Annotated in this window: 21 protein-coding genes and 1 pseudogene; 7 read left to right on the forward strand and 15 right to left on the reverse strand. The window is 46.0% G+C overall.

From position 1 onward, the window contains the following. Positions 1 to 2 precede the first annotated feature (2 nt). The 8 genes from ACO6V5_RS10240 to ACO6V5_RS10275 all read right to left on the reverse strand — a co-directional run bounded on the left by ACO6V5_RS10240 (position 3) and on the right by ACO6V5_RS10275 (position 5,818). Positions 3 to 752: a heme ABC transporter permease gene (locus tag ACO6V5_RS10240; RefSeq protein ID WP_422133155.1), complete on the reverse strand. Its 750-nt coding sequence runs from the start codon at positions 750 to 752 to the stop codon at positions 3 to 5. A 30-nt stretch (positions 753 to 782) separates the two neighbouring features. Next, positions 783 to 1,490: a heme exporter protein CcmB gene (gene ccmB / locus ACO6V5_RS10245; protein ID WP_422133154.1), complete on the reverse strand. Its 708-nt coding sequence runs from the start codon at positions 1,488 to 1,490 to the stop codon at positions 783 to 785. Next, positions 1,487 to 2,155, reverse strand: a complete 669-nt coding sequence (gene ccmA / locus ACO6V5_RS10250; protein ID WP_422410590.1) for a cytochrome c biogenesis heme-transporting ATPase CcmA — start codon at positions 2,153 to 2,155, stop codon at positions 1,487 to 1,489. Before ccmA ends, ccmB begins: the two co-directional genes overlap by 4 nt. Positions 2,156 to 2,413: 258 nt before the next feature. After that, positions 2,414 to 2,689, reverse strand: a complete 276-nt coding sequence (locus ACO6V5_RS10255) for a LuxR C-terminal-related transcriptional regulator (protein WP_422442278.1) — start codon at positions 2,687 to 2,689, stop codon at positions 2,414 to 2,416. Continuing rightward, positions 2,596 to 4,023: a histidine kinase gene (locus ACO6V5_RS10260; RefSeq protein ID WP_422410594.1), complete on the reverse strand. Its 1,428-nt coding sequence runs from the start codon at positions 4,021 to 4,023 to the stop codon at positions 2,596 to 2,598. The genes ACO6V5_RS10255 and ACO6V5_RS10260 overlap by 94 nt, the downstream gene beginning before the upstream one ends. A gap of 201 nt (positions 4,024 to 4,224) precedes the next feature. Then, positions 4,225 to 4,635 carry a hypothetical protein gene (locus ACO6V5_RS10265; protein WP_422133150.1) on the reverse strand — a complete coding sequence of 137 codons (411 nt, stop codon included), beginning with the start codon at positions 4,633 to 4,635 and terminating at the stop codon, positions 4,225 to 4,227. A 149-nt stretch (positions 4,636 to 4,784) separates the two neighbouring features. Next, positions 4,785 to 5,180 (reverse strand): hypothetical protein, encoded by a 396-nt coding sequence (locus ACO6V5_RS10270; protein ID WP_422410597.1) that lies wholly within the window; start codon positions 5,178 to 5,180, stop codon positions 4,785 to 4,787. A 209-nt stretch (positions 5,181 to 5,389) separates the two neighbouring features. Then, positions 5,390 to 5,818 carry a hypothetical protein gene (locus ACO6V5_RS10275; protein ID WP_422410599.1) on the reverse strand — a complete coding sequence of 143 codons (429 nt, stop codon included), beginning with the start codon at positions 5,816 to 5,818 and terminating at the stop codon, positions 5,390 to 5,392. Between the two features lie 308 nt (positions 5,819 to 6,126). On the opposite strand from ACO6V5_RS10275, the pseudogene napA reads away from it, so the two are divergent. The 4 genes and pseudogenes from napA to ACO6V5_RS10295 all read left to right on the forward strand — a co-directional run bounded on the left by napA (position 6,127) and on the right by ACO6V5_RS10295 (position 12,099). Next, positions 6,127 to 8,271, forward strand: a pseudogene (gene napA / locus ACO6V5_RS10280) (nitrate reductase catalytic subunit NapA). A 303-nt stretch (positions 8,272 to 8,574) separates the two neighbouring features. Continuing rightward, positions 8,575 to 9,465, forward strand: a complete 891-nt coding sequence (locus ACO6V5_RS10285) for a hypothetical protein (RefSeq protein ID WP_422133147.1) — start codon at positions 8,575 to 8,577, stop codon at positions 9,463 to 9,465. 102 nt (positions 9,466 to 9,567) lie between these two features. After that, the gene (locus ACO6V5_RS10290; RefSeq protein ID WP_422410624.1) at positions 9,568 to 9,834 is read left to right on the forward strand and encodes a NapC/NirT family cytochrome c; all 267 of its coding nucleotides are present in this window, start codon (positions 9,568 to 9,570) and stop codon (positions 9,832 to 9,834) included. A gap of 267 nt (positions 9,835 to 10,101) precedes the next feature. Continuing rightward, the gene (locus ACO6V5_RS10295; protein WP_422410601.1) at positions 10,102 to 12,099 is read left to right on the forward strand and encodes a hypothetical protein; all 1,998 of its coding nucleotides are present in this window, start codon (positions 10,102 to 10,104) and stop codon (positions 12,097 to 12,099) included. Positions 12,100 to 12,184: 85 nt separating this feature from the next. Here the strand turns inward: ACO6V5_RS10295 and ACO6V5_RS10300 are convergent, their stop codons facing one another. The 4 genes from ACO6V5_RS10300 to ACO6V5_RS10315 form a co-directional block, all read right to left on the reverse strand. Further along, complete coding sequence (locus ACO6V5_RS10300; RefSeq protein ID WP_422410603.1) at positions 12,185 to 12,622, reverse strand: rhodanese-like domain-containing protein; 438 nt, start codon at positions 12,620 to 12,622, stop codon at positions 12,185 to 12,187. Positions 12,623 to 12,971: 349 nt separating this feature from the next. Continuing rightward, positions 12,972 to 13,718, reverse strand: a complete 747-nt coding sequence (locus ACO6V5_RS10305; protein WP_422133144.1) for an RNA polymerase sigma factor FliA — start codon at positions 13,716 to 13,718, stop codon at positions 12,972 to 12,974. A 2-nt stretch (positions 13,719 to 13,720) separates the two neighbouring features. Further along, positions 13,721 to 14,530: a MinD/ParA family ATP-binding protein gene (locus ACO6V5_RS10310; protein WP_422133143.1), complete on the reverse strand. Its 810-nt coding sequence runs from the start codon at positions 14,528 to 14,530 to the stop codon at positions 13,721 to 13,723. A 716-nt stretch (positions 14,531 to 15,246) separates the two neighbouring features. Beyond that, on the reverse strand, positions 15,247 to 16,704 hold the full coding sequence (locus tag ACO6V5_RS10315; protein ID WP_422410606.1) for a sigma-54 dependent transcriptional regulator: 1,458 nt from the start codon (positions 16,702 to 16,704) through the stop codon (positions 15,247 to 15,249). A 365-nt stretch (positions 16,705 to 17,069) separates the two neighbouring features. On the opposite strand from ACO6V5_RS10315, the gene ACO6V5_RS10320 reads away from it, so the two are divergent. Then, positions 17,070 to 17,981: a helix-turn-helix domain-containing protein gene (locus ACO6V5_RS10320; protein WP_422410608.1), complete on the forward strand. Its 912-nt coding sequence runs from the start codon at positions 17,070 to 17,072 to the stop codon at positions 17,979 to 17,981. 338 nt (positions 17,982 to 18,319) lie between these two features. Here the strand turns inward: ACO6V5_RS10320 and ACO6V5_RS10325 are convergent, their stop codons facing one another. After that, positions 18,320 to 19,522 (reverse strand): OprO/OprP family phosphate-selective porin, encoded by a 1,203-nt coding sequence (locus ACO6V5_RS10325; protein ID WP_422410610.1) that lies wholly within the window; start codon positions 19,520 to 19,522, stop codon positions 18,320 to 18,322. A gap of 287 nt (positions 19,523 to 19,809) precedes the next feature. Then, entirely contained in the window at positions 19,810 to 20,967 is a 1,158-nt protein-coding gene (locus tag ACO6V5_RS10330) for a hypothetical protein (RefSeq protein WP_422410612.1), read from the reverse strand. Positions 20,968 to 21,176: 209 nt separating this feature from the next. On the opposite strand from ACO6V5_RS10330, the gene ACO6V5_RS10335 reads away from it, so the two are divergent. Together ACO6V5_RS10335 and ACO6V5_RS10340 are read left to right on the forward strand one after the other, a co-directional pair. Further along, the gene (locus tag ACO6V5_RS10335; protein WP_422133137.1) at positions 21,177 to 22,346 is read left to right on the forward strand and encodes a hypothetical protein; all 1,170 of its coding nucleotides are present in this window, start codon (positions 21,177 to 21,179) and stop codon (positions 22,344 to 22,346) included. A 158-nt stretch (positions 22,347 to 22,504) separates the two neighbouring features. Then, positions 22,505 to 23,644: a hypothetical protein gene (locus ACO6V5_RS10340; protein WP_422133136.1), complete on the forward strand. Its 1,140-nt coding sequence runs from the start codon at positions 22,505 to 22,507 to the stop codon at positions 23,642 to 23,644. A gap of 37 nt (positions 23,645 to 23,681) precedes the next feature. Here ACO6V5_RS10340 and ACO6V5_RS10345 read toward each other — a convergent pair whose 3' ends face one another. Continuing rightward, positions 23,682 to 23,990: a hypothetical protein gene (locus tag ACO6V5_RS10345; protein ID WP_422133135.1), complete on the reverse strand. Its 309-nt coding sequence runs from the start codon at positions 23,988 to 23,990 to the stop codon at positions 23,682 to 23,684. Positions 23,991 to 24,047: the final 57 nt, after the last annotated feature.

The following is a 24,047-nucleotide window of genomic DNA, read 5'->3' on the forward strand; positions in this document are numbered from 1 at the left end:
TTTCAGTTCTCCAGTTTGGCCAATACGGTCTTGTGAACCCATTTGGTTCGGCGCTCACGGTCCAGTATTTCGGTTCGCAAACGGAGAATAAGGACAACGGTAAAAAACAGATAAAAAGCCGCAATACTGATCAGCAGAGGCCAAAGCATCTCAGGTGCCATGGACGGCTTTTCAGTCAACTTGAGCGTGGCGCCCTGATGAAGGGTATTCCACCACTGGACAGAAAATTTGATGACCGGGATATTGATCACCCCAACCAGAGTCAGAATGGCACAGGCCTTTGCCGCAGTATTGGTGTTCCTCATAGCACCACGAAGAGCGATGACACCCATGTAGAGGAACAGCAGAATCAACATAGAGGTCAGCCTGGCGTCCCAAACCCACCAGGTACCCCAGGTCGGTTTACCCCAGATAGCACCGGTTACCAGAGCCATCAGGCAGAATGAAGCTCCGATGGGTGCACAGCACTTCAGTACCATGTCAGCCAGCTTCATTTTCCATACCAGAGTGACAACACCAGCACAGGCCATCATCACGTAGATAGCAGAAGCCAGAAAGGCGGTAGGAACGTGGATAAATATGATCCGGTAACTATTGCCTTGCAGATAGTCCGGTGGCGCAAACATCAGACCCCAGATCAAGCCGGTGGCCATCAACAGGGCTGCCAGAATGGCCAACCAGGGCAACCACTTGCCACTGATCTCGTAAAACCATTTGGGTGATCCCAGTTTGTGAAAAAAAGTCCAGTTCATTATTACTCTACCGTGACTGGTTCCTGTTGCTCAGTCTGCAACTATTCTCAGTGATGCGGCTATCGCCAGTGGCGCCAGACACAATCCAAACATCAGCAATGCTGCCATCCACAACAAGTGCCCTGAATAGGACATACCCTCAACTGCCGTCTGAACAGCCCCTGTCCCGAATATCAGAACAGGAATATATAAAGGTAAAGACAGCAATGTCAGTAGTATTCCTCCCCTCTGAACACGCACTGTCAACGCTGCACCAATACCTCCAGCGAGACTCATCAGGGGTGTACCCACCAGCAGACTCAGTATTAATGCAGGAAAAGCCTGTGACGGTAAATGCAGCATCAAGGCCAGTAAGGGGGCCATCACTATCAGTGCTACGCCGGTCGTCAGCCAGTGCGCAAAGATTTTAGCCAACACCAGTAAAGGCAATGGGTGCGGCGATAACAATAGCTGATCCAGTGAGCCGTCTTCCTGGTCACTTCTGAACAGGGAATCCAGGGAGAGAAGAACCGCCAGCAGAGCGCCTATCCAGACGATGCCACCGGCTAACTGAGACAAAAGTTCTTTTTCAGGGGCGATACCCAGAGGAAAAAGACTGGCGACCATCAGATAAAATGCCACGGGATTCAGGGTCTGTCCCGGTGTCCGAAAGGCCAGGATCAGATCTCGTTTAACCAACCCCAGAAACGCCCGACCGCCCTGTAATGAGCTGCTGCCCTGCAATGAAGTGTCACTCATAACCAGGCCCCCGACTCTTCATGACCGGTCTCTTCATCGGAAGTTGCATAGGCCTCCAGACGAAGCTTTCTGACCCGGTCAGACAGCTTTGACAGGCTCTGGTGGCTGGTCATCACCACAGTGCCATTTTTTTCAATGTGCCGGGCCAGCAATTGCTCAAGCCAGGCCACGCCATCGACATCAATAGCCGTAAAGGGCTCATCGAGAATCCAGAGCGGCACGGTTGAAAGTGAAAGGTCTGCCAGAGCCACCCGTCTGTGCTGCCCTGCAGAAAGTTGCCCGCAGGGAACTTCTTCATAGCCAGCAAGGTTCACTTGCTCCAGCGCAGAAACAACCCAAGGCTCCGGGTAACGTTCGTTACGAAGGTTTGAGCGCCAGAGAATATTTTCTATTGGAGTGAGTTCGGTTTTAACGGCAGGTTTGTGACCAAAATAAAAGGTTGACAGCCGAAAGTCTGCATAAACACTGGAAAGCTTCTGCCCTTGCCAGATCACCTGGCCACGATAATCACCACAGAGGCCTGCCAGCACTCTCAAAAGCGTGGTTTTACCCGCTCCGTTACAGCCTTCTATCTGTAGCAGTTCACCGGGAAACAGTTGAATGGAGAGGTTTGAAAAAAGAACACGATCGTCTCGTTCACACCCCAGCTTAGCCACTTCAAGCAAGTCGTTTTCCCTACAGTCTGTCAGTCAATTGAGTGATTCAGAGACCTGAAGCCTCTACCCCCTTATACGGCTGAAATTTCATAGCAGTTTACGATTGACGCCTGGTAGCTGTTCAAAAAACACTCTAACAGACATAAACCCGGGCAGGATTATATCGAAAAAGACGTTCGTTCCGAAGTAATTAACTATCTAGATTGGGTAAATTCGCTGACATTGACCTGACTCGATTCAGCCCAACACTCTCATTCGCAAGGGGCATCAACGGTCCCGGCTGTTCACCCACCAGACCGCAGCCTCAACCCGCGAACGAAAGTCCAGTTTTCGAAGCATACGTTTGACGTGAACCTTGACAGTGCCTTCACTGATGTCCATTTTTCGGGCAATCACCTTATTGGCATCCCCTTCCGCAATAAACTGGAGAACCTCCCTCTCTTTAGGTGTCAGCAGATCAATCTTGCTGGTCTCGCTGCTATCAGGCCTGAGAACAGAAGCCAGCACTTCTGCCAGCCGGGCATCCACTGCCAGTTTTCCCATGGCCGCAGCTGGCGATAGGCACTGTTAATGCCTTCACGAATTTCTTCGACAATTGAGTCGACGGATTCTTCCGCTCCCATCCGCTTTAGAACCTTCCTCAATCGAGTGACCTGAATTTTCTGGTAAGACAATGCCTGAGCCAGAGAATCATGTAACTCCCTGGCTATGACGGCTCGCTCTTCCATCAAAAGCAATTGCTTCTCCTGAGTCTGGTAGCCACTGCGATACAGTGAGGCAGAAACAATATCGCCAAACGTTCTCAACCACTGCCTGCTCTCTTCGGTCAATGACTGCCCTTCTTGCAGAGAGATTTGCAGATAACCATAACCCTCATCATTCTGGCTCAGTGAAAACTGGACATCCGATGAGGGTTCTCGAATACAGCCTTCACACCGACCCGTGTTGCAGACATCATTAAAAGCCTCGCTTTGCGGAAAAATCCGCTGTAATTTCATGCTCCCGGCATTGCCAGTCAAACAGACGCAGGCACTTTTAAGTCCGAGCAGCCGCTTCCAGCGTTCCAGCAACAACGCCAGTTGATCTTCGTCGTAGGGGGTCATGCCCAACGTCCGGGACGTTTCATAGAATAGTTGCAAAGCCGTGTTTGAATGTTCCAGTGATCGAGTCTTCCCTGACACCTGGGCCTCGAGATCACTGTAAAGAAGCGAGAGGCTGTCGGCCATGGCAGAGAAAGTCTCTGTGAGCTGCCCCATTTCATTGGCATTCTTATAATTGAGACGCAGGTGGTTAAACTTACCAAGACGGACCTTCTTTGCCGCATAACTGAGCTGTTCAACCGGCCTGATCAGGTTCAATTGGATGTAACGTATCGTCAAAGCCCCAATGGCCAGAATGGAACAAAGTGAAAAAATCGCCAGTATCATCAGCCACTGCAGTTTTCGCTCGGTATGCAACTGTAATGAGGTCACCAGATCGTTCAGACGATCAACAAAACCGGGAACCTTATCCGCAAACTCTCGCCATCCGACTTTATCTCGCAATAAAGGTCGCATCTCACTGTGCCATTCACTGACCAGAGCCTGATAACGACGGCCAACAATATCGGTTCTGTCAGCCAAATGCCTCAAAGTAGGACTGTCAAGGCTGCTGTCATAGATCTTGATTAACTGGCTCAATCCGTTGTCGCTGGTCTCCTCAGAGTTGACCCGGTCTACCAGACGCCATGCCTGCATTCTCAATGATCCGGCAAGGTTGATAGCGGCGGCATCACTCTCTGTGGTCGCTGCAAACCACAACGAACCACTGACACTGAGCAACCCCAAAAAACAGATGGTAATAATAGCGGCCAGCGCCTTGAACCGAATGGGCTTCAACAACATGCACCTTAAATAAAGACTCGACACTCAGAGCTGTCAGACAGCTCTGAGAAAAGATTTAGACCCGGGAAGAGAGCCATGACACAAAGTCGTCACGACTTTATCAGAACCAGTGCCGCAGACGTCACTGCCGCAGGAGTGGGGAAAAATTTGGGAATTGAGACAAGTGCTTATCAGATACCCTCTCATAGCCATTAATTATTCAAGATTCATGCATTTTTCAAAGGCTTCTCTAATCTCACCACCAACGCCCTGAAAGACATCGCCTAATGTTGAGTAAACTTTATACAGCAGCCAGTCTTTGCTAAGTATGCTGACACCAGCGAAATAATTTGTATCCTGAGCTTTACTCAGTCCACCAACACCCATGCAACAGTGATAACGCTTGCCAGTAGGACAATAGCCATTGACATCGAAAAGATTACATTGATTCCCGGTGGCAGCCGTTGGATCACTGTCGGGTGCAAAATACCAAGCGTACCATTTATCCTTATGAGGAGTGTATAGATAGTGACAATCACGTTCTTCCAGTTGTCGACCGACGGCATAACTGGTACTCATAAAACCAAGATAAACGACAACAAGCAGCAGTAGTTGATATTTCCTCATAGTGTTACCACCATTTCATGTACGTCAGCTCAAGCAGAGTATAGAACTCTGGAGAAGGTGGTTGCTGTAAACCCTTGATTAATCTTAAAACAGGCTAACAATAAAAACAGAGGCTACAACAATACATACCGGACAGCCTCTCAGGTCTATTATTGACTCATACATTTTTCGTAGGCTTTTCTAAGCTCGCCTTTGCTGACGCTCTGGAAGAGTTCAGCTTTGGTCAGGTAATCTTTATACACTAGCCATCTTCCGCTAAGAAGAATACTAACACCGCCGTAATAAGCTGTATCTGGCGTGTTATTGTCTCCGGCAATAATCAGGCAACAAGAATTATGCTTCCCAATAGGACAAGACACATCGTACGCTTGTAAAAGAGTGCATTGAGCCCCTGAGTCAGTATATGGATTTTCAGGAGTAAAACTCCAATATGTATCTGATGGAGTGTATAGAGACTGACAGTCACCATTGGTGATTTGTGAACCAGCATAGCTTACATTGATAAAGCCAATGCAAAACAAAAAAAGCAGCTCGTACTTCTTCATCGTTTCCACCATTTCCTTTTCTGCCGGGTACCAAGTATAGCCCTACCCGTTCAGCTGTCTCTCAGTCACAAATTCCGGAAGGCCACAAAACCTTCCAATCCCTTTATTCCTATGGAGTAAGGGATTGCTCAGTATGTCGATTTAGTGATTTTTCATACTCAAATAATGACTCATATACGACAATGTATGCGAATACCCTGCCAGAGAAATTATTCAGTTAAACATTTTTGATAGACTCTCTTGAGCTCACCACTATTAACGTCATGGAAGAGCTCAGCTTTGGTTGAATACTGTTTATAAACTAACCAGCCTGCTTTATAGGTATTCACACCACCGAGATAATCTGTATCTGAAGTTTTGTTCGCTCCAGCTATGGTGAGACAACACCGATAATGCTTACCAGCAGGACAGCCCTGGTCACCCCACGTATGCAGAAGAGTACATTGAGCCCCAAGAGCACTGCTTGGATCACTGGCGGAGGTAAAGTCCCAAAATGTACCCGAAGGAGTATATAGACTTACGCAATCACCTTCGTTTAATTGTGAGCCCGCATAACCAACATTAACAAAACCGAGACAAATCAAAAAAAACAGCTGACACTTACTCATCATTAGCACCACTTTGTCTGCTTCAGCCATCGCTAAGTATGGCCCTATCCTCCTGCCCTGTGGTCGGGTAGCACTGACATTGAGTACCCCTAAATAACCGCTTGCTGCTGAAAACAGAGGTTACAAAAATCCGTACCGCATTGCTAAGCCAACGCTTTATCAAGCCTTCGCAGAACCACTACCTCCTAAGGGGTATGCCAGATTTACGTCTTGCTTACACAACATCTAAAAGGGCTTTTTTGTACGTCCATCCTTATTAAAATACGCTTCCGTAAAGCTTGAAACTTCAACCCGGATTCCATGCCAGAAAAGTCGTACAACACTAGAGTCACAGCATCGTGAGTCAAAAATTAGATCTTGATCGCCGTGGATTCTTGACTGGAAAAACGGTTTCAGCACCCATTGAGCCGCCTGCCCGCCCCCCCTGCAGGTTCTGTGGTACTGGCTGCTCGGTACTGGTGGGCACACAGCATGGTCGTGTAGTAGCCACTCAGGCGGACCCTCAGGCACCTGTGAACAAAGGCCTGAACTGCATCAAAGGTTACTTCCTGTCGAAAATCATGTACGGCAAGGATCGTCTTGAAACACCGCTGCTGAGAATGAAAAACGGCAAATTCGACAAAAATGGTGACTTCACTCCGATCTCCTGGGATCAGGCGTTCGATATCATGGCGGAAAAATGGAAGGCGGCCATAGCCAAAACCCGTAATTCCGATGAGATGCCCCCCGTGGGCATGTTCGGCTCTGGTCAATGGACTGTCTGGGAAGGTTACGCAGCCTCCAAGCTAATGAAAGCCGGTTTCCGTTCCAACCACATCGATCCTAATGCACGACACTGCATGGCTTCTGCGGTGGTAGGCTTTATGCGTACCTTTGGTATTGATGAGCCCATGGGTTGTTATGACGACTTTGAACATGCCGATGCGTTTGTACTCTGGGGCTCCAACATGGCCGAGATGCACCCGGTACTCTGGTCAAGGCTGGTTGACCGTCGTCTATCCAACCCCCATGTCAAAGTAGCGGTAATGTCCACTTTTAAGCACCGCTCCTTTGAACTGGCCGACCAGCCCATCATCTTCAACCCTCAGTCTGACCTGGCTATTTGTAACTACATCGCCAACTACATCATCCAGAACGGCAAGGTCAACCAGGACTTTGTTAAGAAGCATACCGTTTTCCGCAAAGGTGTAACGGATATTGGCTATGGCCTGCGCCCGGATCACGAGCTGGAAAAGAAAGCCAAAAACCCGGGAAATGGCGGCACAACACCTCTCGACTTTGATGGCTTTGCAGAGTTTGTCAGCGAATACACGGCTGAAAAAGTCTCAAAACTGTCTGGCGTCTCCGAAACACAGCTGGAAGAGCTGGCGAAACTCTATGCTGACCCCGACACCAGGGTGATGTCCCTCTGGACCATGGGCGTAAACCAGCATACCCGTGGTGTCTGGATGAACAACATCATCTACAACCTGCACCTGCTGACCGGAAAGATTTCCCAGCCGGGTAACAGTCCATTCTCTCTGACCGGCCAGCCATCTGCCTGCGGTACCGCCAGAGAAGTCGGTACTTTTGCTCATCGTCTGCCTGCGGACATGGTCGTAGTTAACAAAGCCCATAGAGACTAAGCCGAGAAAATCTGGAAACTGCCTGAAGGCACCCTTCCTGCCAAACCGGGTTTCCACGCCGTATTGCAAAACCGGATGCTCAAAGACGGCAAACTCAATGCTTATTGGGTCATGTGCAACAACAACGCCCAGACAGCTCCGAACCTGAACCATGAAACACTGCCCGGCTACAGAAATCCTGACAATTTCATCGTGGTTTCTGACCCTTACCCAACCCTGACCGGACAAATTGCCGATCTGATTCTGCCAACCGCCATGTGGGTCGAGAAAGAAGGTGCTTACGGAAACGCAGAACGTCGTACCCAGTTCTGGTATCAGCAGGTAAAAGCTCCTGCCGAAGCCAAATCCGACCTGTGGCAGCTGATGGAATTCTCCAGGCGTTTCAAGGTTGAGGAAGTCTGGTCAGACGCCCTGTTGGCAAAGCACCCACAATATCGTGGCAAGACCCTGTTTGATGTTCTGTATGCCAACGGACAGGTTGACCGGTTCAAACTGGATGAGATTCCTGAAGACCGATTGAACGACGACGCCCGAGCTTTGGGTTTTTATGCCCAGAAGGGTCTGTTTGAAGAATACGCCACCTTCGGTCGTGGCAAAGCTCACGATCTGGCGGACTTTGAGCGTTATCACCAGGAGCGAGGCTTGCGCTGGCCTGTAGTGGATGATCAGGAAACCCTCTGGCGTTTCAAGGAAGGCTCTGACCCTTATGCCAAAGCGGGCAGTGACTTCGACTTCTATGGCAAGCCCGATGGCAAAGCCTGGATTTTTGCCCTGCCCTACGAACCACCCCATGACGCTTCGGACGAAGAGTTCGACCTTTGGTTGTCCACCGGTCGTGTTTTGAAACAACGCTGCTGAGAGTGAAAGACAGCATGTTCGACAAGAACAGTAAATTCGGCCAGAAGTCTGATGCCTTACCGCAGGTTTGAAAGCAAAATACTCATGGAGGAGAGTTATCCGGCTCTGAAAAGAAAATTAATGGAACTTATTTATAGTTGAACGATCAAACAAGTAATAAACTTAACTCTATTATCAGACTCGGAGGCACATGCAATTAACCTCTGGAATTTTGCAAGCTATGCTAGCTCACACTCCATCTGATGAAAGAGCAATCAGGAAATCCAGTTCTGCCAATATTCATTGACCAATGGAGGTGTAACCATGCACATCAGTAACACAATTAAGACCAACCCACCCAGCTCTCCTGCAGACTGGCAAACTGCAACAACTGAAACAGTCAAAGCCTTTGCCCGGGAAGTTGCTGCATATCCAGGAAAAACCTACCTGCCAGAATCTAAAAATGGATCCTTCAGTCATAATCCATTCTGGCAACATAAGGGTCAATTCAGGTTTACTCCTACTCTGAAAACACCATCCCATATTGGAGTGGTATATAGGGGCGATTCGAGGCCTCCGGAAACCATTTTCAAAACGGGATTTAATCGAAAATCAGATGATTCGGACTCTATTAACGATAATGATTTCCTTGAAGCTCTGCTCAGTACAAAATTAAGTGGCCATAAACTAGCGTATCAACCAATCTTTAGTAACTACCAATTGGTGAATGACTCAGCAAACAAGATCATCTGCACTAGCCGCAACATCGCAGTTGCAACCTGGTTCCCAATGTTTTTATCGCAGAATCAGCCTGACTCGCCTGTGCTTTACATTCCTGAGCCTGGAGAGGAAGACAGCACCTATGTTTATCAGTGTTATGTCAATACCGGTATCGACATGTGCAAAACAGCTGCAGATCTGAAGGGACCTGGGCTACGCACTACTTCTATCAAATCTGCTGAAGAAGTAATCACGACACGCATACCACCTGAACATGTAGTGAGTGCATGGCCGGTTAAACGAACGGTATTTAATGCTGGGCCTTATTATATATTTGGTTTAAAAACCAGAATTCAGGAAAAAATAGTAAACCCTGACATTGATCAATGTGTAAAAACATATACAGCAGCATTTCTGCCACCTTTGGATCCAGTAAATCGCACCCATTCAATTTCATTAAACGCAAGTGCAATATTTAAAATAGCTCCTGACTGACAGGATGATGAGCCGAAAGGCATTCAGGGGCAGGTCTTTCTTCTTGATTCGACCCAGGAAGAAAGGCCCATCCCGGTTTTCTTTTCGTCGGTAGCCAGAGGCATCCAAACAGGCAAGGTAGACACCCCGGTGAAGTTTGAAGCCCATCGAAAGGCAATGGCTGAGCGGGAATGGGCTCGCATGGAAGCCAATGATTCTCAGGAGTGCCGTAACTGCCATACCCAGGAATCTATGGAACTGTCTGAACAATCACTTTTGGCGGTTAAAAACCATACCGCTGCAGAGAAAAACGGTGAAACCTGCATTCAGTGTCACAAGGGTATTGCCCATAAGCTACCTGACATGACCGGTGTGCCAGGTTGGGAGTAGCTACCCACTGGTACTGCCCTCACACAGGCTTCGGAGTTCCGTCAGGGAAATACCGGAGCCTGTCCACATGAAAACAATGAGCAGGTAATCGTTTGATTATCGGTGCAGGCTGACAGTCTCTGTTTTTTTATGAACTGACGTTCAGGATCATTCATTAAAAAAGAATCAAACAAAGGAACTTTTCTGAAATCAGCCAGTCTATATCTTCATTAGTCAAAACTCTCTTGTTTGGCCTGACCCGACATACACATATTAAGGAGAATTACGATGTCACTCCCTGTTTCCGGTCACAGCACCTTAATCCACGGAAGATTTGGCTATGCACCAGAACAATCCACAAAATCAGACAAGAAAAAACAATGGGGTCGCCGGAAAGTAAGAAAAAACACCCTTCCCAAAGAAACCACAAAGAAACAAACGGCTGCAGTCCGTGGTAAACATTTTTCTGATATGTCGATAACAGAGCGCTTCGTTTTTGCTCTTGGTCTTTTTTCAGGCTTGCAGTCAGTGCATGCACTAAGCAATGGAAGAAGTAACGTTTGTAGCATGGCTTCCCTGGCAAAAGCTGAACTCAACACTTGCCCAAAAACTGGCCTTACAGACTGGGTCACAAAGTTAGAGAAAACAGGCGGAAAAGATGATGCGAAGGCAGTGTGCCTGGCAGATAAGTGCTCAGCCCCCACAGAAATAATTCACAAAAAAAGAACAGCGCCTAAAAGAGAAGTTCAGTCTCAGTCCTGTCACCAACCAAGCCTGATGGAGCAGATCGGTCCTGAGAATAGAATGACCGGGGTTTATAAAAAATCAGATGAGACCGGCATAGTGCTTGGTATTCAGAACCCTGAATCGGTTCCTGTAATGAAAAAATATAAAGACCTTGTCCGTTTGGAGTCCAAGACATTACAATTAAAAAAGATTCTGGAACAGACTAACAACTACATCCATATACACAACAATGATTTCGGAATGCTTGTTTTTGATGAGAAGCGACTCACTGTTCTTAAGAAATATGAGTACTTCCCTCTAAGCCCCTGTATGAAAAATCTGCTCGATGAACTCGATAGCTACGATACGGCATTAAAACAAATTTTCATGTATCAGAAAGAATCCGGAGATTACAAAGCCTATGCTAGAGAACTGGACCACTTAATAAAAGGACGCAATACTGTATTTGTGAGCTTGTTACAATCATTAAAAAGCAAACTTGATGATTTAGAAAGACAGACATCAACTGCATTAAAAGTTAATAGTGATCACAAAAAAGAGGATATCCTGCAGCACAGAAAATACATTAATTCCCAGATTAGAAAATCTGCAGCCATTCTTAGCCCTGTAGAAATAAAAAAAATGTTCCAACAATGCATAAAGGATCGTCAAGCATGCCTCAACGAGCACAAGCGGACTGAAGCCAGGGAGCTTGCTGAAAGAGTAAGAGCCAGGAGAGAAGCAAACAACAACAGCTTTACTATGAAGCTCTTTAATTTAGCGTCTGTAGCTTCCTATACATTTTACCTTCTGTGCATGTTAGGTTCTACACTTGCATTGGTGCCTTTACCGAAAAAAATAACCCGTTACTTCGCCTACAGAAAGAAAATAGACACTAGTCGTTTGTTAGAAAAAATAATCAGAACCGAGAAAAAGAAGATGCCAGTGGACATCAAAAAATCTATGGATAAGTGCGATAACGCTCAAGACTTAGCGTTTTCAACCAAAACCAACGTCAATTACCCCGACGACTGGAAGCAGCCGTATTTACCCTTCTATCATGACTTAACACAGATCAAGAAAAAAAAACGCCCTAAAAAAAGTCGAAGTATTGGGGCAATAGCCAGGAAACTCAAGGATATCATTATGCCGAAGGACCAGTTGCCTGCGAGGCCGTGGAAAGAGGATATACCGATAGACAACCAATACATCAGACCTATTTACAGAAGAGGCTTTACCCCGTCAAGTAAAGATACGGGTAAAAAAAACATTGTTGCCTATGCCTATTTTGACGCTTCATCAGATGCAATCAAAAGCACAATATCCGATAATGCCCTTAAAAAAATGCAAAGCATTCACGAAACAGGCCGGTATGCAGCCCATGAAGAAGGCGCTACAGGCTACAAATGCTTTAAATATAAGAGCGAGCCATTATGGGAGTTTAAAGTGGCTGGAGATGAACGGGTTTACGGCTTAACGATTCAGGCAAATGAAGAAGGGAGACATGCGGGTGTCGCTCCACTGGTTATATTCGACACAATATTGAATAAAAAATTATAGGCATCAACTGGCTCTTGTATACCATGGGTTTCTGCAAGTTATAAAAAAAACGCCACATGACGCCTTTTTTATAACTTGAAATAACTTATTTCATCAACATGGACGAGAATGTCTGCGAATCACTCATATCATCTATCTTTTGCTTTCCTGGCTTCCAACTGATGACTTCTTCTGTTTCCAGTTCTGAATAAAGTGTTACCGGATAATCAAGTGCCAACCAGGAAAAGTAGCCGTCCCTGAAAAAGAACACTCTCTCGTAACCCCAGAGTGCGGCAAGGTAACTCGCTATCGCTCCCCTCATGTGATACGTGCTGTTTCCGTAGATGACAATAGGCGTCTTTTTATCCAAAGTGCCAGGCTTGAACAGCTGTCTGAAGCCCGCCCTTAAATCCAGACTTTGAGACCGGTCAATATGCCCCCATTCCCACTGCTGATATGGTCTCACATCTATAAATAAAGCCCCCAACTCATGAAGGCGCTTGGCCTGATGAGTGTTAATGGTAACAACGTTCTTGATATTCACTGGCGCTTCCTGTGCAGACAGGAAGCAGGAGGTAAGGGCCAGAAAGCACCCTGCGAGATAAGAATTCCATTTCATATTAATACAGGTCCGTTATAAGACTACTTAATAAAAACTACTTTATAAAAAAGTATATGGAGTAAGGACCTGCGTACTTGGAATAATAGGAAGCTAAAAGCTTGCTGCTCACTGCCAGAGAGCATATAGAGTGAAAAAATACCGTTTACTCTACAAATCATTCATTCCAGCCACAGGGTTTGGAGAAGCAATGACCCTGGATAGAAACAAAAAATGCTTGCTTTAGAGCTTGGGGACCCTATACCCACGAGTCCCCCTCGGGTACACTGGTGGTTTAACCTAACCAGTTATGGAGCTTGGCTCTTAATCTGACGGCTGCCTGAGAGTGAATCTGGCTGACCCTGGACTCACTGACGCCCAGAACCTTACCAATTTCCTTGAGATTCATCTCCTCATCGTAATAAAGCATCAGGACCAGCTTTTCCCGCTCAGGTAACTTCTCTAAAGCTTCTACCAGGGCATACTTGAACTTCTCTTCCTGAATATCGGCTGATGGACCTCTATCTCCAGAGCGAGCCTGCATTCTGGACTCTTCGCTGTCGAACAGTTCTTCAAAACTGAACAGTCGGCAACCACGAAGGTCACTGAGAATGGTGTAGAACTCATCCAGATTGACTTCCAGCTCCTTGGCCACTTCGAAGTCTCTGGCATCTCTTCCAAGGCGGGCTTCAACCTTCTGAATCGCCTCAGTCACTCTGCGACTGTTTCTGTAAACGGATCTTGGCCCCCAGTCACCTTTTCGGATTTCATCCAGCATGGCACCACGGATACGAATGCCCGCAAATGTTTCGAAACTGGCACCTTTACTGGCATCGTACTTTGAGGCCGCTTCCAGCAGACCGATCATGCCTGATTGAACCAGGTCATCGATCTGAACGCTGGCCGGCATCCTCGCGGCCAGATGATTCGCAATTCTTTTTACCAGAGCCTTATGAGTTTCAACCATTTCGGTCTGAATCAGTTTCTGACTCTTTTCCTGATTGGCTTGAGTTGCCTGCACTCCCTGTGCTGTAGCATCCATGCTTATACCCTCTCTTTTATTCTTGTTGGCAAGAAGAATTCGATACGACCTCTTGGCGGTGTTACTGGTATCGCCATCATCTGATGTGCAATACGCAAAATGGCTTTCGAAGCCCGGCAATCCGGATTTACCTGCAGAAGTGCCTGCTGACGGGTGAGTGATTCTGCGACAGCCTTGTCGAATGGAATCGCCCCCAGATAACGGAGAATAATTTCTACTTCATCATTCAGATAGGATTGCAACCTTTCAAACTGGTTCGATCCATACCGACGGTTATTAACGGCGTTGACAATCACTCCAAAACGACGGACACCGTATATTCGGTAAAGCACACGGATCATTCTCACAGCATCGAGCAGTGACACAACTTCCTGATTGATGACGATGAGAATTTCTCCCGCAGCCTGAATAAGAGCTACATTGTCCGGAGCTAATCCAGGTGCGGTATCAATGACCAGGGTATCAAGAGTTGGAGCCAGTGACTCCAGACTTTCTATCATTCGGACAGCATGACCGGTTTCTACGGTCTCCCTCCAGATAGGTTCCCCTTTTGGCGACAGCACCTTCAGACCCGAGGGCCCATCCTGAATAAAACTGGAAAAAGAGTCGTTGGCATCGAAGTGGGCCACATCCAGCTTCTTCTCGAGCCCAAGGCTTATTCCAACATCGGGGACAGCCAGGTTTCCATCCATTAAAACCACACGTCTTCCGTTGTTTGTGAGAGCCAGTGCGAGATTGACTGCAACTAATGTTTTACCTACTCCACCCTTACACCCCGCAACTGCAATAATCTGTTTTGTTGATGAGTTCATGGCTTTCAGCTTCTTTTCAGTGATTACTGCATAAAATCTGGAATCAAAAACGTTTTTTCTTTTTTTACTGCCTGTACTTTATTAATAACAAGAGCCGTGCCAATTTTTTAAAACGCCTGTTTTTCACTCATGGTCACATAGCTGACGTGACATCATTTTGACCAGTTCCAGCCTAAAGATCATAACCTACTGTTTTTATTGAGATTTATTTTTACCGGTCGAATTTCCGTCATGTTACTTTTTTGACAGAGTCAAAATCGATCTAAAAAGAAGACATCAAACGTCGTTTCATTGAAAAATAAAAAGAAAGTTATTTGACAGTGTCATTTTATAGTGACGAATTACTGTCGCATAATATTTTCCAGAGGGATATAAAGTGTTACTTAATTGACAAAATAAATTCCGAAACTGAGAGATTTAAAAAACGACAAAATAAAGTTAATTTCCAATGTTGGATAAAAACACTTTATCCAGAGATAAAAAACGTCAAAAATTTTATCTTCCTACTTGTTTGATAATTGATAAAACCGACTTACTTTTAGATAAAAAAGACAGCTACCAGGTAAAAATTTTCGGGATTCTAAAAATACAAAAACGGCCTCGTCTACTTTTTTTCAAAAGCAGACGAGGCCGTCATAAAATCGAACCTGGTAAGTTAAGACAAAAAAAAATGGCTATCAGCTCACGCTGATAGCCATTTTTTTGAACCGATCTGATTAACGCATGGTCTCTTCATAACGATGAAGGCCATACTTTCTCATTTTCTCAACCAGTGTCGTCCGGCGAATCTGAAGTTTGTCAGCCGCTCTGGCCACAACGCCGTTGCAGTCACTCAGAGCTTGCTGGATCAGGCTTTTTTCCAGCCGTGTCAAAAATTCCTTCAGATTCAGGCCGCCCACAGGAAGAATCGCCAAATCATCGACTTTTCCGGTTCCTGCAGGTTGAATACTATCCGGGAACAGCTCGGCAACACCGTCATCATCAGTAATAGCTTCCATATGACGGAAATTCTGTGGCAGATCCTGAACACCTACGACACCGTAGGGATACATAATCGCCAGTCTTTCCAGCAAATTGGACATTTCCCTGACATTACCCGGCCAGTCATGACGGCATAGCGACATAATCGCAGCAGAACTCAGACGAATGGAGCCGCGACTCTGTTTTTCCATTGCACTGACCAGCTCGTTGAGAATCAGCGGAATATCTTCCGGACGATCCCTGAGAGCAGGCATTTCAATGGGGAATACATTCAGCCGGTAGTACAAGTCTTCCCTGAACTCACCGGACTCAATCATTTCAGAAAGGTTTTTATGAGTAGCCGCTATAATTCTGACGTCTACGGGAATCTGCTCGGATCCCCCCACCCTTTCAATAGTGCGCTCCTGCAAAACCCTGAGCAACTTAACCTGCATGTGCAGCGGCATATCACCAATTTCATCAAGAAACAGTGTGCCACCCTGTGCCAGTTCAAACCGCCCTTTTCTTGAGCTGACCGCACCGGTAAAAGAACCTTTCTCATGGCCAAACAGCTCACTTTCCAGCAATTCATTAGGAATAGCACCACAGTTTACCGGCACAAAAGGCATATCCCGACGATGGGAGTGGTCGTGCAGATTCCTGGCCACCAGCTCTTTGCCTGTTCCTGACTCACCGGTCACCATAACATTGACGTCACGGTCAGCCACCTGTGCCATGGAAGCGCGAACTTTGCGGACTTTATCACTTTTACCCACCAGCCCGCGGAACAGCTCTACTTGCTGATTCATACCTGTCTGATGAAGGTGGCGCCATTGTTCACGATACACCTGACCGTAATGCAGGCAAGAGAGTAACTGCGAACGATTGCAGGGCCAGTCGATACGGGCAATGACCTGTCTGCGGAGTGAGGATTGGAGGTTTTCCGGAAGGGGTTCGGCTATACGAATGACGGGGACACCGCCACTCCAGTTCTGTATGCGGGCGATCATGCCCTGCATTGAGCTTTCTGCCTGGAGAAAATCGCCAAGAAAAAGCGCACAGAATCCATCTTTGCTGGACTCGCTGATAGCATCTTCCCAGTAGGCGGAACTGACCGCCCTGGCACGATACCCCATAAATTCGATAACGGTACTTAGATCATGTCGGCGCTGTTGAGAGTCCTCTATGATCAATACCTGATCTGCTGCATCCATTGTAACGACTTTCCTTGTCATCAACGCAATGTAACAAACAGCTCTGAATAATATGAATTGCAATAAGCAAACTCTTATTCATTCATTTAAGGTCTAAAATTCTATTTCGTCAAATTTCTCGGCCACTTTAATTCATTTTTTGATTTTTTTATAAAAAATGACGTGAAATAGCCCTGTTCATCGATCGCTTGCTGGAATAACCGGAGCATTCTCTCCATAAAACCGATAGCCTGATTCTCCACTGATCGAGTTGGTATTGATGAGCTTTCAGAAGAAAATAATGAAATCATGGTTTACCTGTTACAAGAAGCTGCATAAACGGTAACATAACCACTGTCGGGTATGGGCAGCCATCAGGAATTTGAATGCTGATTATCGAAACGCTTGGAGATATTGCCGCCATGCGGGAAAGTGTGGACGTGGAGTGTAAACTGGCACAGGGGCGGGATGGCAAAGGTGCTATCCCGAAAGACATGTGGGAAACCTATAGTGCTTTTGCCAATACCCAGGGCGGCGATATTTTTCTGGGCCTTAAAGAAAAATCGGGTCACCGATTTGTTCTGGAAGGTATTGCCGACACCCCGAAAGTTCTGAAAGAGTTTTGGGATACCCTGAACAATCCACAAAAAATCAGCACTTGTATTATTCGAGATCGTTGGGTCAAGGTTCTGGAGATTGAGGGGAAATCTCTCATCCACATTCATGTCCCTCCCGCCAATCGTAAGCAAAAGCCAGTCTACATCAAAGGTAACCCCATGATCGGCACCTATCGTCGCTTTAACAGTGGTGATATGCAGGTGAGTGAAGAGATGGTTCGCCGGATGATGGCTGAGCAGGTTGAGGAGAGCCGGGATGCCGAAATCCTGGGGGAAGTAGTTTTTGATAAATTAGGCAAGCAAGAGCAGCTTATCCTGATTACTGCTCATATTGAAAAGACAGTGGATCATGCCAGAATGATGTCTATTCTGGATATTCACCCTCGAGACCTCTCGGCCCTGCTTGCCTCTCTTGTTGACAAAAAGCTTCTATATCAAGATGGTAGTGGTCGTGGAACAATTTATTTCACCGCCCAGGCTATGGCAGAAGATACGATGCTAGAACGGATTTTCGAAGGTATGGAGATGGAAAGATCCTGGTCTGAAGGCGAAAGGTCCGGACCTTTAGAGAACCAGCTTTCGACTCTGGCAGAGCCTGTCGCTACAAAAAAGCGAGCCCCCAGCGAAGAGGTGCGCCAAGCCATCCTTAACTTGTGTGCGCTGCGAACATTACAACTGTAAGAACTGGAAAAACTGCTGAATCGAAGTGGCGAATCTCTGCGCAAAAAATACCTGCAACCATTGATCAAAGAGCACAAACTCAGGCTGATGTACCCCACCAGGCTCAACCACCCTCAACAGGCGTATATTACCGTTGGGTCAGTGATCGATAAGGAGTACAAATGATCACAGAAGATCAACTGGAACAGCTCTGTCCGGGCTGGTTCCAGAATCTCAATTATGACCATGTATGCGGATAAGATATCCCCCCGGAGAACCGGCTGCAGAACATTTTGGCTTAGCCAAAAAGGCCCCGCAAAAGCAGGGCCAGGCTCACACACTAAGGAACTGAATGGGGATCAGAACACGTATTGCAGGCGGGATACGATAGCGCTTCCCTTATCATTTTCTATGTTTTCGTTGGTTTTGCCTTGAACATAGTTCAGGCTGGCGCGGATATTCCTGGTCGCAAAGTAGTTTACGCCCAGAGTAGTGGTTTTCAGTTCAAGATCATCACTCGCACTATCCTGGTCGATAGTCGCCTGAGTATAACGTGCGAACACTTCCCACTGACCACCGGTTGGCTTACCAAAAGCACCTTCTTTATAAGAACGCTTGCCACCGTCCAGCAGGTAAGAAATCTGTCCGTAGTAGCCTGAGACTTTTGCGTCGCTGTTAGCGTCTTTAGACTTCAAGTCTCTAACCGCATACTCACCCTGAAGCTGGAGTGATTGGAACTGACCCGCCAATTCCAAAACATATTCAGAATCTTTATCAACGTTTGTGACCGTTACAGCACGGTCTGCACCTTTTTTAACGCCTAAGGAGGACTCTAAATCAACATTAGAAGCACCATCCGGATTCTTGTTGTAATAGTTCAGACCCAGATGAAGCAGCATGTCATCATTCATGATGGGAGCATAGGTAGCACGCACGATGTAGCTGGCAGTCCGTTCTACTTCCGGCTTGTCTTCTTCCGCCTGTCCATCATGGTGAATGCCAAACACTGCGGTATAGTTATCACCACCGGTCGCTACCTGAATACCGTAGTCATTACCTTCATCGCCCTGCAGAAAGTCGTAGATCATTGGACGCTCGATCGCCATGATCCAGGAAGAACTCACGGTATTTTCCAGTCCATAATCACGACCCCAGCGACCCAGAGTCACTTCTACAGGTTTGAAGCCAACATAAGTGATCTTGGCATCATCCAGTTCGATTGAGTCGTCGCTTTTGGTTTTCAGCTTAAGCTTGTATTTCCAGTCGGTGTAAGCCTTACCACTGAAACCAACCTCGGCACGGCGAATATAGCCTTTACGGGCTTCAGCGTCATTACCAGTGTCTGCGACATAGAGATCATCAAGGCTTGCGTAGTCCCACTGCAGCTTGCCGCTTACCTTAAAGGAAAAGGCGCCGTCATCTGTTTTCAGCTGAAGACCACCGTTCTTGGTGCTGACGATAATATCTTCGCCTTCCGTCTTAACAACACCAGCGTGGGCAGAAGACAGGGTCAGACCTGCAGCAACAGCGGCTACTGCCAAAGAAACAGGTTTAAGTTTCATTCAAAACTCCATTTATATCGTGCTTTTGTATTTATTACTTGGCTCTAAAGAGCGATGTGTTGGCATTTTTTGTTATTCGCAGCCTGATAAGCCCTACCGCCTCCCCAGATTCCGGAGCACGGCTGCAAGACTCTCATGGCTGTTTTTTTGTTAACTGCGGGTGAGTATATTGGGCTGGAAATATTTCTTGGAGGTGACAGCAAAAAGAAGGTTTTATGACAGTACTGTTCACCTCCCATAAAAAGCAGGCATCACTATTCAAGAGCCTGGGACTATTCCTAAGCATGTCAGAATGCTCTTGCAGCAATAAGATACATTGAGACCAAAAAGGCAAATCCCGGCAGGTGATAGAGGGAGTTTGCTTCACTGATAAGGCGTTGCCTGAAGTTACCTGCATTGCCTACATTAACTGTCAGGGTCGATTTCCATGGCCTGACGCTGCCATACTCGGCTAATGCCTCAAACTGATAAACGTCACCATTTTGGTATTCGGGTTTGAGAATAACCAGGCGCTCGCCTGCATACTGACATAACCAGCTATCAACTATGGTTCCTTTATCGTTCAGCAGGCGGACCTTGCTGTTGGGCGCTTCACAAAGTGCCACCAGCGGGTGATTTGCTGCATCTGAAATATGTTCGGTTTGAGTCTGGTTGTAGCCGATCAGCCACACTAACTCAATGGATCGTGCCGGTGGATGATGATATCCGGCTGAAGTGGACTCAGCAGCCCCGGCAGTGGTCGCTTGAGTCACTGTTGTGGTATCAGCGACAGTGTCATCATAGGTCTCGGAAATAGTGGTAGGAACAGGAGTCGTCAACGGAGCAAGAGTCGTCACGCGACCAGGATCAGCAACAGGATCAGCAACAGGATTGGTTGCAGGACAAATATTTGACTTGGGATCATAGGGTCCACCGCAGTTGGGATCAGGATCAGCAAATGATTTACAGACATGAATCCTGATGCGCATATTATGTCTAAGACAGTTTCCACCTTCACGGCTATTGATTGAAGACTCAAGACCATTGGATGTGGATATCAAATAGTAATCTTTGCCCCCTTCAAATACCCCTGTAGAATCGAAATATTTTTCAAGAAAAAGCAGTGTCAAATAAGTCAAAGAATGAGGTTTATTACATAAAAAAAGCTCTGCCTTAGGATCATACTTTTTATCAACCCGACAGTTATCGTAGCTCGTTTTGTTCTCTACCAACCATATATTTTCGAACAGATTAGAGCTTTGTCGACTTTTAATACTTTTCCTTACAGCAATGTAAGAGTTTGGGCAAATAAACCTTATCTTTGAGTTTAAAGATACGTATAGAGTCGTATTCACCTCGTGCGAAAATAAATCCTTATAAAAAAAAATGCTTTCGTATTCATCTATCGCATAACACACCGGCAACAGGTTAAATAACAGTACGAACCCAAATAAAACAAGCTTCATGTTTTTTCCTCAATACAGCTCAAGGACAAAAATAGCAGAAATTCTTGCATACCCATGTCTTTTATCTTTTCGCTAAACGTTTACGAGTTCACCGAGTCTTTGATGCCCTGAAGAGCCTGCTCTTACGGAGGTTTGGTTATTTATCATGGCGTACAAGCCAATGTAGTGCTATAGAGTCCGGTGTTTTCAAAAAAGGTCAGGTGCCTGTTATGATCCGTCAGTATTTCCGCATTTCATGGAGGAATTGCATTGCAGCAAATTTGTTTGGAGTCGCCTTACTGCTACTTCTGTTTAAGGCTCAGGCGACTGATCACTACCCTTCAATATTTTGGATGGCCAGTGATTTTTCAAAGAATGAGAATAAAACTCTATTCGTAATACCTGAAGCAATAGTCTATTTTATTTGTGACAATACTCATATCTTTCTGAAGCCAGCAGTGCATCCTAAAAGCAAAAACGAACTGTATGATAACCTGTGGCTAGTTGATAAAGCCGACTATGAGCAATGCAAAGTGAATGTCAGCAAGCCCACAAGCAGGCGTTTGGAGCTGTGTCGAAAACCTTTTGAATTAAATACATACAGAGTAATTTTTAGAGAATACGGTGCTGGCAATCTCCCAGTCTATTTACCGGGTCAATTCTACTATTATATATCCACAGCAAATGGGGCTGAATCTTCACTCGGTGACCTTGAAGGCGGTCACTGCAGATCTCATAACATGCGCCTTGCCGTATATGTCTGTGAAACCCATGATGACCCCAAATGCACTGATAAAAAAACTGAAACAACGACTCATCCTGTAATAACCACTTACCCTTATTCTGAGACAAGCAATTACACTGAAACAACAAACTACACTGAAACAACAAACCACACTGAGACAGCGAATGTCACTCAGACAGGAAACTATTCTGAAGCAACGACTTACCCCGTGACAACAACTTACCCAACAACCATTCCAACGACGTACAGTCATTCAATTAAACAACCTTTCGAAATCATTTGGAGTGTTCGCTATAACGAGAATCAGAATCTGTATATTCACAGCACATCAGAGTTTCCAATCGTTGCACTGTGCGAAACTAACAGTGTCATTTACCGGTTGGGCGATGAAGGCGAATACATCAAGAGCTGGCCATGTCAGAATGGGGACCAGCATTTAGTTATTTTACAACCAGAATATAATAATGGTGACGTTTATATCTTTGAAGCCCTACCCGAACAACGGAGCTTGCAGGTACGGAAATCATCCCTGACCGTGAATATAGGAAGTGCAGATAACGTCAAATATCTTGCAAGTGAAGCAACCCCGTCTCCCGGTAAGCCAGCATTTGCTTTTCTGATTTCATTGTATGTTTTAACGGCAAGCGCATGGTAAAACACCATGCACTTGCAGGATACTGAGTCCACATCCTTCGACTCCGCTCAGGATGAACAAGAATCCTGATTCGCATATTATGGGTAAGACGGTCATGGCGCACAAGCCAATGTAGTGCTATACAGTGCGGTGTTTTCAAAAAAGGTCAGGTACCTGTTATGATCCGTCAGTATTTCCACATTTCATGGAGCAATTGCATTGTAGTGAACTTGTTTGGACTCGCCTTGCTGCTACTTCTGTTTAAAGCTCAAGCATCTACTTTCAACCCTTCAATATTTTGGATGGCCAGTAATTTCTCAAAGAATGAGAATAAAACCCTATTCGTAAGATCTGAATCAATAGTCTATTTTATTTGTGACAATACTCATCTCTTTCTGAAGCGGACAACGGGTTTTAAAACAGATAACGACCTATATGATAACCTGTGGCTAGTTGATAAAGCCGATTATGAGCAATGTAAAGTGGATGCCAGCAAGCCCACAAGCTGGCCCTTGAAGACATGTCGAAAACCCCTTCATTTCAGTTCACACAGGGAAGTTTTCAGGGAATACGGTACCGGTAAACCTGTCTATTTACCAGGTCATATCTACTATTATATATCCACAGCAAATGGGTCTGAATCTTCACTCAATAGCCTTGAAGGCGGTCATTGCAGATCTCATAACATGCGCCTTGCTGTGTATATCTGCAAAACCTATGGCCCCGAATGCATTAACGAAAAAACTGAAACAACCACTCATCCTGTAATAACCACTTACCCTGAACCAACGACTTATTCTGAGACAAGCAATTACACTGAAACAACAAACCACACTGAGACAGGGAACTATTCTGAAGCAACGACTTACCCCGTGGTAAAAACTTATCCAACAACCGTTCCAACGACGCATAGCCATTCAATTAAACAACCTTTTGAACTCGTTTGGAATGTTCGCTATAACGAGAGTCAGAATCTCTATATTTACAAGGAATCAGATTTTCCAATCGTTGCATTTTGCGAAGCCAACAGTGTCATTACCCGATTGGGTGACGAAGGTGAAGTCGTCAATAGCTGGCCATGTCAGAGTGGAGTTCATCATTTAGTTATTTTAAAACCAAAATATAATAACGGTGATGTTTATGTCTTTGAAGCATTTCCTGAGCAAGGAAGCGTGCAGGTATTGAAATCGATCCTGACCGTGAATATAGCAAGTGAGGGTAACCTTGAGTATCTTGTAAGTGACGCCATACCCTCTACTGGCAAGCCAGCATTCGCTTTTCTGATTTCAGTTTATCTTTTGACTGCAAGCGCATGGTGAAAACTATGCCCTTGCAGAATATTGACTGCAGAAGGTATTAATAGTCCTGCTCTGCGACGCTTTGATCATGATCAGAATCATCACTGTATTCGTCATCATCGTACTTGTCTTCATCGTACCTTTCTTCATCGAACCTTTCTTCATCAGCCTCATCCTCACCTTCTGAGTCAAAGTACGGGTCCGGATACTGAGTCGTTTCATTGTGATACAGATCTTCTGCGTCATAGCCGTGCTGCCCGGAGTCAGTATCATTTTGCTCTTCAAAAAGATCCATCTCATTGGCAACGGTAAAACCAAGCCCCAAAGCAGCCAGGATCAGAATAGCCCCCTTCAAAAGCTTTTTCATGGGTGTGGCCTCCCTGCCAAACTGTGTTTAACGACTTTCTCTGAAGGTTAACGACTT

Source organism: Endozoicomonas sp. ALD068, assembly GCF_049310145.1.
Lineage (GTDB): Bacteria > Pseudomonadota > Gammaproteobacteria > Pseudomonadales > Endozoicomonadaceae > Endozoicomonas_A.